The following is a 10,736-nucleotide window of genomic DNA, read 5'->3' as shown; positions in this document are numbered from 1 at the left end:
TGTTGAGTGCGGCGATATCCTTCTGTATGTCTTGTAAAACCGCAGAGATATTGTCCGCCTGAGTCCACTGCACCATCAACGGCAGGGTATTAATATACAGGCCAACACTGGACTCGATTCCATCCACTGGAACATCACGCCCGGATACAGTCGTGCCGACAATGGTCTGTTCATCTCCGCTGTAATTGTGTAGCAATTTATGCCAGGCAAATTGCAGGACCACATTGAGAGTAACACCTTGTTCACGACACATTTCCTTAAGCTGATGGTAAGCGTTTCCTTGTAGGGTAATCGCTTTACCCGCTGGTTTTTCAATCGCTTTTATTTGCGTTAAATCAATGTCGTGACTTAACAGCGCCGAAAGATCATTGGCTCTGTGGAATTGTGTTTTGCGTTCATCCCAATAAGCCTCAGATTCTGCTTTATGATTCAGATAGTATTGTTGGGTTGCCAGATAGGCTTTATCTACCACTACTTGGGGGATGCGCCCCTGCGTGAGTTCGTTGTAATACTCATGTACGGTCTGCAATAAAATCGGGTTACTCCAGCCGTCGATAATACAGTGGTGTTGTGTAATCAGCACGGTTACCAGATTTTCATGCTGTTTAATTAAGGTAAAACGGATTAATCCGGGCTGACTAAAATCAAAAGGCAGGGTACGGTCATGCTGCTGGATTGCGTCAATTGCGTTATTCTGTTCTTCTTCTGGTAAGTGACTGATATCTTTGATCTTGAAATTCTCCGCACTAATACTTGCGCCTTCAGTTGCAATTTGCAAAACTTCCTCTTCCCAGTTAAATGCCGTTCTAAGGATGGGGAAGCGCAGTGAAGCCAGAACCCAAGACTGCTGGTAGGTAGCAGGGTCAAGTTGTGTGTGATAATCCAACAGGTGTTGCACCCGATAGGCATCATCTTGCGGCTGAGTCAAATGGTGATAAATGAATCCCTGCTGCAAGCTGGTCGCAGGGTACAGCCCTTCAATCTGGTACATCTGCTGAAGATGGCACAAGAGCTTAATTGAAATCCCTTTAACACCATAATCACTGGGCGTTTTTATCCCGCCCGATTGAGCCTGTTTTTGACTCGTTGTGATAACAGAGTAGAGTGCCTGCTCAAATGCTGTGATAAACACTTTTGTCTGAACTTTTGACAAGCGGGAACTGACACTGAATTGCAGCTTGCCCGCTTGAATCAGGCCATTAATGTTCAGCAGCAAATGGCTATGATTATCGTCTGCCACTACGGCTCCGTAATCATCGCTGGTCAGTGACCAGTTTTGTTCGGTTTCCCCGCCTAATTGGCCAAGGTAGTTGAAACTGATCGTCGGCAAATCCCCGGTCAAGTATCCTGTCTGACGTAGTGTGCCATAACCAATACCTTTGTTTGGCACAGCACGGAGCATCTCTTTGGTATGAATAATAGTTTCTGCAATATCAGCCTGCATTGCCAGACGAACAGGATACACGGTTGTAAACCAGCCGACGGTTTCGGAAACATCCAGTGTATTGTCGATAGTTTCCCGACCATGTCCCTCAAGTATGATGTGGTTAACCGGTTTTGATAAAACAACAGGTAATGCCAGTGTGAGGGCACTGATCAATAAGTCATTGATTTCAGTCTGATAACCGGCATTAGATTCACGTAGCAGAATGTCAGTTAATTCAGTGGAAATGCCCAGCATGTGGTGATTGATTTCATCGGAAATAGGATGAGTATGACTGTCTGTCACCACTTGTTGCCAGTAAGGGACTTCCTGTTGATGATGTTCTACGTAGTGATGAACAGCATTAACCCATTGCCGATAACTACTGGTCTTCGCTGGCAATGTTTTACCTTGCAACAATCTGCTCATATCTTCAGCAATAATTCGCCAGGATACTACGTCAATAATCAGATGATGAAACGCAAAGAACAGCCGGGCACTGCCATCAGCGTATCCGGTCAGGTGACCAGCCTGCCATAATGGCCCGTTATGGTAATCAAACCCGTTTTGCCATCGGGTCAATTGTTGATGTAATTCAGCGTCTGAGAACTGACTGACATCACAGTGCAGTAATGCAGGTAGCCAGGATGGCATTTCTGCGGGATAACATTGGCGATGACCCTGTTCAGTGTCGACAAAATAGACACGTAACATATCATGCCGCTCAGTCAGGATGGTCAGAGCCTGTTCAATTGCGGCATAACTGATATCGCCGGGCAATCGGAGTATAAATGCCTGATTCCAATAATGTGGACTTGATAAATTCCAGTCAAAGAAAGTCTGCTGGATAGGCAATAAACCAAATTCCCCGCTTAGTAATCCCTGCTCTGCAATGACTTTTGTTGTCGATGATGACAATGTCAGCAGTTGGGCTAACCGGGCCACCGTTGGCGCCTCAAAAATCGATTTAACCTGAAGGGAAAAGCCAGCCTGACGCAGTTTGGAAACGAGCTGGATACTGACAATCGAATCACCACCAATGCGGAAAAAGTTATCTTCAATGCCGATGTGTTCCAGCCCCAATACCGCCTGCCAAATGGCACACAGCCGGGTTTCCAGTTCATTACGGGGAGCAACATAGTTGTCCCTGTTTTCCCAGATTGGCTCTGGCAGGGCGTGGCGATCCACTTTACCGTTCCGGGTCAGGGGCATGGATTGAATGCGGGTAAAGCTGGCCGGCAGCATATATTCCGGCAGGCGGGAGGAGAGATACCTAATCAGGATATCATCAGACAGGGCACTCTCTGTGACCAGATACGCGGCCAGTACTTTATTCCCGTTATGTTCATGGACAACCACCACCGCTTGTCTGACTTGCGGGTGGGAAGCAAGGGCATTTTCGATTTCCCCCAGCTCAATGCGGAAACCGCGGATTTTGACCTGAAAATCATTGCGCCCAAGGTATTCGATATTGCCGTCCGGCAGCCAGCGACCGAGATCCCCGGTCTTGTACATGCGGGCATCCGGATCCGGGAAGAAGGGATCGGGCAGGAAACGCTCTTTCGTCAGTTCAGGGCGGTTCAGATAGCCACGGGCGACACCCGTTCCACCGATATGAATTTCACCCATTGCCCCCACCGGAACAAGTTGCCCGTGAGGATCAAGCAAATAAATCCGGGTATTGCCAATGGGCCGGCCAATCGGGATTGACTGGCTCACATCGACAAGGGAAGTCATGGCATATGTTGTGGCAAAGGTTGTCGTTTCTGTCGGGCCATAGCCGTTAATCAGATGTACAGGCGGGGTGTCAGCTAATTGCACTTGCCTTATCTTCTGTGGATTGAGCACATCCCCCCCGACAAGCAGGTAGCGCAGTTGCCCGAACACCGGAAGAAGCGTATCAAGGTACTCGTTAAACAAACCAACGGTTAACCATAACGCGGTGACTTTTCCCTTGATTAAGGTATGACGGAAACGTATCGGTTCGAGTAACACTGACGATGGAACAATATACAGGCATCCGCCGTTGAGCAGGGCAGACCAAATCTCCCATGTGGCGGCATCGAATGATGTATTGGCACAATGGGCAATGCAGTCAGCGGGACCCACGTCGGCGAAGCCACTATTGATAATCAGGCGCAGCACATTGCGGTGCTCGACCATTACCCCCTTGGGCAGGCCGGTAGAACCAGAGGTGTAGATCACATAGGCCAGATGGCGTGAGGTCAGCCCCAGAGCCGGTGTGTCCGGATTATTGTCCGGCAGGGTGTTATTATCTAATACAGTTTCAAAGAGTGGAGCCGGACTATCGAGCAATACTGTGTTATCGATTAACGCCATGGGAACGTCGCGGGTCAGTTTCCCGGCCTGGGCTGTCTGGGTCAGCAAAGCCACTGGTTTGGCATCTTCCAGCATATAGGCCAGCCTTTCAGCCGGATAAGTCGGATCGAGTGGCACATAAGCGCCGCCCGCCTTGAGGATAGCGAGCAACCCCACCACCATGTCCGGACTGCGCTCAAGACAAATGGCAACCAAATCATCCGGACGTACTCCCAATGCAATCAAATGATGCGCCAGACGATTGGCGCGTCGGTTGAGTTCGCCATAGCTCATGCTTTGATCTTCAAATATGATGGCAGTGGCATCAGGATGCTGGGATGCCTGTGCTTCAAACACCTGTTGCAGGGTTTTGTCCTGCGGGTAGGAAACATCGGTCTGGTTCCAGGTGTGCAGCAGGGTATGGCGCTCTTCTTCACTGAGGAGTGTTACTGACGTATGAGACTGGTGTGGATTACATGCTACAGCGCGCAGAATACATTCAAGCTGGCAAAGCAGGCGTTGTACCTGTTTTTCCGTCAGCCAGTCTTCACCATAACTTAATTTTATGATTAAACGGTTATCTTGCTCATAGGCCATTAATAACACCGGATAATCTACTTTTTCGACAGCATGTCGGAATGTCAGGGTATGTTCTATGCCTTCCTTGTTTTCGCTCAGCGCTGGGGCAGGGTAGTTTTCAAAAACCAGCAGGCTATGGAATAACCGTTCTCCATCTGGCTGCAAGCTGGCGAGTGATACGGCACTGTGGCTGTTGAGTGCGGCGATATTTTTTTGGATGTCTTGTAAGACAGCAGCCACACTGCTTGTCGACTCCCATTGCACCATCAACGGCAATGTATTGATATACAGTCCCACACTGGACTCAATACCCTCTATGGGAACATCGCGACCAGACACGGTGGTGCCAACAATGGTTTGCTTATCGCCAGTATAACTGTGCAATAATTTATGCCAGGCAAATTGCAGGACCACATTGAGCGTAACGCCTTGTGTCCGGCACGTGTCTTTTAGCTGTTCATAAATGCTTCCCTGTATAGTGAGTATCTGTTCAGCAGGCTTTTCAACGGCTTTTATCTGCGTTAAGTCAGTGTGATGACTTAACAGCGCTGAAAGATCATTAGCTCTCTGAAATTGTGCTTTGCATTCATCCCAATAGGCTTCTGATTCGGTTTTATGATCAAGATGGTATTGTTGGGTTGCCAGATAAGCCTGTTCCACTACAACTTGTGGTATTTGTCCCTTTATCAGTTGGTTGTAATACTCATGCACAGCCTGTAATAAAATCGGGTAACTCCAGCCATCTACAATGCAGTGATGCAGAGTGATTAACACTGTTATTAGCTGTTCATCCTGTTTGATGAATGTGAAACGGATTAATCCGGGCTGATTTAAATCAAAAGGCAGATTGCGGTCATTTTGTTGGATCGCTTCAATGGCTTTGTTGCGATCTTCTTCTGATAATTGAGTGATATTCAGGGAAGTAAAATTCGTTGGGCCAATACTGGAACCCGCTGTGATTATCTGTAATATCTCTCCCTCCCAATCAAATGCGGTTCTGAGGATGGGAAAACGGAGCGAAGCCAGTGACCATGCTTCTTGATAGGCAGCAAGATCAACATTGGTGTGATAATCCACCAGCAATTGTACACGATAGGCATCATCCTGTGGCTGAGCCAGATAATGGTATACAAATCCCTGTTGCAAACTGTTGGCAGGAAATATCGCTTCAATTTTGTTTCTGGGAGATGGGACAGAATCATTCAATCCAGCATGATTTTCACTGAAAATAAAACTTTTGAATTCTTCTTCAGAGAAGATATTTTTCTCGTTTAGGAAATCTAATACGTCCTCTCTTCTCTGCTTAACCTTATCAATAAGTTGAGCAGGGGGATTATCCCCTGTAAATGCCAGCTTCAACTTATTCTCACAAACCCATACTGATACATGATTTTTGTTAAGTTCTTTAAATAGCATCAACATTTTTTACAAGTCCAAAATTGTTTTCTTTTGTGGTTGGAGGTGCGGATTTTCATTATTCACTTGAGCAAAACGATGCGTGAGCTGGTTTAGCTGCTCCATCGAAACGCCCTTGATTCCGTAATCACTGGAGGTTTTTATTCCTCCTGCCTGAGCCTGTTTTTGACCCGTCGCGGTGATGTTAATGAGTGCTTGTTCAAATGCCTTGATAAACACCGCGGTCTGGGATTGTGGCAGACGGGAATCCACACTAAATTGCAGTTTTCCTGCCTGAACTGCGCCGTTGATGCCCAACAGTAAGTGGCTGTCGTTTTCGCTGGCGATCATATCCCCACAACCATCACTGGTTATGAGCCAGTCTTGATGGCTGGCTCCTCCTAATTGCCCGAGGTAGTTGAAACTGATGGCTGGCAAATCGCCTGTCAGATATCCCGCTTGATGTAATGCGCCGTAGCCAATACCTTTGTTTGGTATGCCCCGAAGCATCTCTTTGGTGTGAATAATGGTTTCTGCAATATCAGCCTGCATTGCCAGACGAACGGGGTACATGGTTGTAAACCAACCGACGGTTTCGGAAAGATCCAATGTTTTATCAATGGGTTCCCGACCGTGTCCTTCCAGAAGGATGTAGTTTACGTCTTGTGAGAAAGTTTCCTGCAAGGCCAGTGCCAGTGCGCTCAGCAGTAAGTCGTTAATTTCCGTGTGGTAACCGATGTTGGCTTCGTGTAGCAGGATGTTCGTCATCTCAGCAGAAATGCTTAACCCGTGCTGGGTGATGCTATCCAGCGCTGGTTTGATGGTTTTTCCGGCTACTGTTTGTTGGGCCATCATCCGTTGCCAGTAGGGCACTTCATCTTGATGTTGTTCTGCATAATGATGGACAGCGGCCACCCATTGCCGGTAACTGCTGGTCTTCGCTGGTAACGCCATGCCCTGCAATAACAGACGCATATCTTCAGTAATAATGCGCCACGACACTGCGTCAATAATTAGATGATGAAACGCAAAGAACAGCCGGGCACTGCCATCAGCGTATCCGGTCAGGTGACCAGCCTGCCATAATGGCTCGTTATGGTAATCAAACCCGTTTTGCCATTGGGTCAATTGTTGATGTAGTTCAGCGTCTGAGAACTGACTGACATCACAGTGCAGTAATGCTGGCAGACAGAGAGCGGTTTCCGCAGAATAACACTGGCGGTAGCCATTTTCAGTGTGGGCAAAATGGGTACGTAACATATCATGCCGCTCAGTCAGGCTGATTAAAGCTTGCTCAATATCCGCATGTTTGATGTATCCGGGAAGCTGGAGCATAAATGCCTGATTCCAATGGTGCGGATTCGATAAGCTCCAGTCGAAGAAAGTCTGCTGGATAGGCAATAAACCAAATTCCCCGTTTAATAATCCCTGCTCTGCAATGACTTTTGCTGTCGATGATGACAATGTCAGCAGTTGGGCTAACCGGGCCACCGTTGGCGCTTCAAAAATCGATTTAACCTGAAGGGAAAAGCCTGCCTGACGCAGTTTGGAAACGAGCTGGATACTGACAATCGAATCACCACCAATGCGGAAAAAGTTATCTTCAATGCCGATGTGTTCCAGCCCCAATACCGCCTGCCAAATGGCACACAGCCGGGTTTCCAGTTCATTACGGGGAGCAACATAGTTGTCCCTGTTTTCCCAGATTGGCTCTGGCAGGGCATGGCGATCCACTTTACCGTTCCGGGTCAGGGGCATGGATTGAATGCGGGTAAAGCTGGCCGGCAGCATATATTCCGGCAGGCGGGAGGAGAGATACCTAATCAGGATATCATCAGACAGGGCACTCTCTGTGACCAGATACGCGGCCAGTACTTTATTCCCGTTATGTTCATGGACAACCACCACCGCTTGTCTGACTTGCGGGTGGGAAGCAAGGGCATTTTCGATTTCCCCCAGCTCAATGCGGAAACCGCGGATTTTGACCTGAAAATCATTGCGCCCAAGGTATTCGATATTGCCGTCCGGCAGCCAGCGACCGAGATCCCCGGTCTTGTACATGCGGGCATCCGGATCCGGGAAGAAGGGATCGGGCAGGAAACGCTCTTTCGTCAGTTCAGGGCGGTTCAGATAGCCACGGGCGACACCCGTTCCACCGATATGAATTTCACCCATTGCCCCCACCGGAACAAGTTGCCCGTGAGGATCAAGCAAATAAATCCGGGTATTGCCAATGGGCCGGCCAATCGGGATTGACTGGCTCACATCGACAAGGGAAGTCATGGCATATGTTGTGGCAAAGGTTGTCGTTTCTGTCGGGCCATAGCCGTTAATCAGATGTACAGGCGGGGTGTCAGCTAATTGCACTTGCCTTATCTTCTGTGGATTGAGCACATCCCCCCCGACAAGCAGGTAGCGCAGTTGCCCGAACACCGGAAGAAGCGTATCAAGGTACTCGTTAAACAAACCAACGGTTAACCATAACGCGGTGACTTTTCCCTTGATTAAGGTATGACGGAAACGTATCGGTTCGAGTAACACTGACGATGGAACAATATACAGGCATCCGCCGTTGAGCAGGGCAGACCAAATCTCCCATGTGGCGGCATCGAATGATGTATTGGCACAATGGGCAATGCAGTCAGCGGGACCCACGTCGGCGAAGCCACTATTGATAATCAGGCGCAGCACATTGCGGTGCTCGACCATTACCCCCTTGGGCAGGCCGGTAGAACCAGAGGTGTAGATCACATAGGCCAGATGGCGTGAGGTCAGCCCCAGAGCCGGTGTGTCCGGATTATTGTCCGGCAGGGTGTTATTATCTAATACAGTTTCAAAGAGTGGAGCCGGACTATCGAGCAATACTGTGTTATCGATTAACGCCATGGGAACGTCGCGGGTCAGTTTCCCGGCCTGGGCTGTCTGGGTCAGCAAAGCCACTGGTTTGGCATCTTCCAGCATATAGGCCAGCCTTTCAGCCGGATAAGTCGGATCGAGTGGCACATAAGCGCCGCCCGCCTTGAGGATAGCGAGCAACCCCACCACCATGTCCGGACTGCGCTCAAGACAAATGGCAACCAAATCATCCGGACGTACTCCCAATGCAATCAAATGATGCGCCAGACGATTGGCGCGTCGGTTGAGTTCGCCATAGCTCATGCTTTGATCTTCAAATATGATGGCAGTGGCATCAGGATGCTGGGATGCCTGTGCTTCAAACACCTGTTGCAGGGTTTTGTCCTGCGGGTAGGAAACATCGGTCTGGTTCCAGGTGTGCAGCAGGGTATGACGGTCTTGTGCGGGCAGGATATCAAGCTCAGACAGGGATTGTTTCTGATTTGCCACTAATGCAGCCAGCACCCGTTGGTAGATAGCCACCAACCGCACGATGGTTTCCTCGTCAAACAGGCTGACCGCGTAATTCAGACAACCCGTAATATTGGCCTGCCTGTCGGACAAAAACAGGCTCAGATCAAACTTAGCGGGACTATCTGGAGAGTCGTCCAGTGTAACCGGATTAAATGGCAGGGGGGTTCTGTTTGGCAGGTTCTCACCAAAACTTTGTAAGCTGAACATCACCTGAAAAATCGGGTGGCGGGAGGTATCACGTTCAATTCCCAGTGTTTCAACCAGATGTTCAAACGGCATATCCTGATAGTTCTTGGCTTCGGTCACCATCTTATGGGTCTGTTTAATCAGGCTTTCCACACTGGCAGTTTGTTGAATCTGTGCTCTTAAGACCAGTGAGTTGACGAACATACCAATCAGGGACTGAGTTTGTGCATGATGTCGGTTATCGGTAGGCGTCCCCAGTACGATATCATCCTGTCCGGATAATTTTGCCAGCGTGACATAAAGGCCACTGAGCAGCACAGTATATAAGGTGGTTTCCTGAGCCTTAGCCAATGTTCTTAGCTGCGCAGACAGCGCTGTATCCAGCGTAAAATTGAAATCCCGCCCTTGATAATTGACCTGGGCGGGTCTGGGGTGATCTGTTGGTAAAGCCAGGGGTTCGTAGCCGGCCAAGGTTTTCTGCCAGTAGGCAAGCTGGCGTTCACGCACTTCACCCTGTAAATATTCCCGTTGCCATGCAGCGTAATCGCCATAGGTGATCTCCAGAGGCACTAGCTGGCTGTCACGGCCTTCTGACAAGGAGTGATAAATCTCTGCCAGTTCATCCATAAAAATATCAATGGACCAGCCATCAATGGCAATGTGGTGCCACAACATTAACAGGTAATGTTTATCGGTCACTTGCTTATTGGTCAATTGATTATCGAACAATTGATAATGACACAAACGCAGGCTCGGTTCGGTAGCCAGATCAAAGGGTGTGGCTATTTCAGCGTGAACCATGCTCAAGAGAGTGCCAAGATCTCCACAGGATTGTGACTGGATAATTAAATCATCGCCCGACATTTGTGGGTAAATCTGTCCCTGATTATTATTGGGATAGACCATCTTCATCACGGAATGACGTTCAACCAGCCGGTTAATGGCAGTTTCTAACAAGGGCAGACAGGCGTCGTTATCCAGCTCAACCAGATAAGGGATGTGGTAGGCGCTAGTGCCTTGTTCAAACTGCTCGATAAATAACATCCGCTCCTGAGCAAACGATAAAGGGTAATGTTCCAGTGCAAGGTGAGGGATGATCGTATAAGCCTGCTGTCCTATATGAGTGACTAAGCCAGCGATGGTTTTCAGCTCAAACAATTGCGCCAGTGAGACTTCCATTGCCAAGGCTCGGCGAATAGCTGCCGTGAGCTTAATCGCCGTAAGGGAGTTACCACCGATGCGGAAGAAGTTATCTTCGATGCCAACCTGCTCCAACCCCAATATTTCTTGCCAGATAGCACACAGTTGGGTTTCCAGTGCATTGCGGGGAGCGACATAACTGTCTTGGTTTTCCCATGCCGGTTCCGGCAAGGCGCGGCGATCCAGCTTGCCGTTCAGGGTCAGCGGCACAGATGCAATGCGGGTAAAGCTGGCCGGCAGCATATAATCCGGTAAACGGCCGAAG

The 10,736-nt window shown here is 48.9% G+C and carries 2 protein-coding genes; both read right to left on the bottom strand.

What is annotated here, in order from left to right; genetic code table 11:
* Positions 1-5,743: non-ribosomal peptide synthetase (locus tag Xmir_RS36165; RefSeq protein WP_145956919.1), on the bottom strand; the 5,743-nt coding region annotated here is incomplete at its 3' end.
* A gap of 3 nt (positions 5,744-5,746) precedes the next feature.
* Positions 5,747-10,736: non-ribosomal peptide synthetase (locus Xmir_RS36160; protein ID WP_145956920.1), on the bottom strand; the 4,990-nt coding region annotated here is incomplete at its 5' end.

It is taken from the genome of Xenorhabdus miraniensis (genome assembly GCF_002632615.1).
This window is presented reverse-complemented; position numbering and strand designations above follow the sequence as displayed.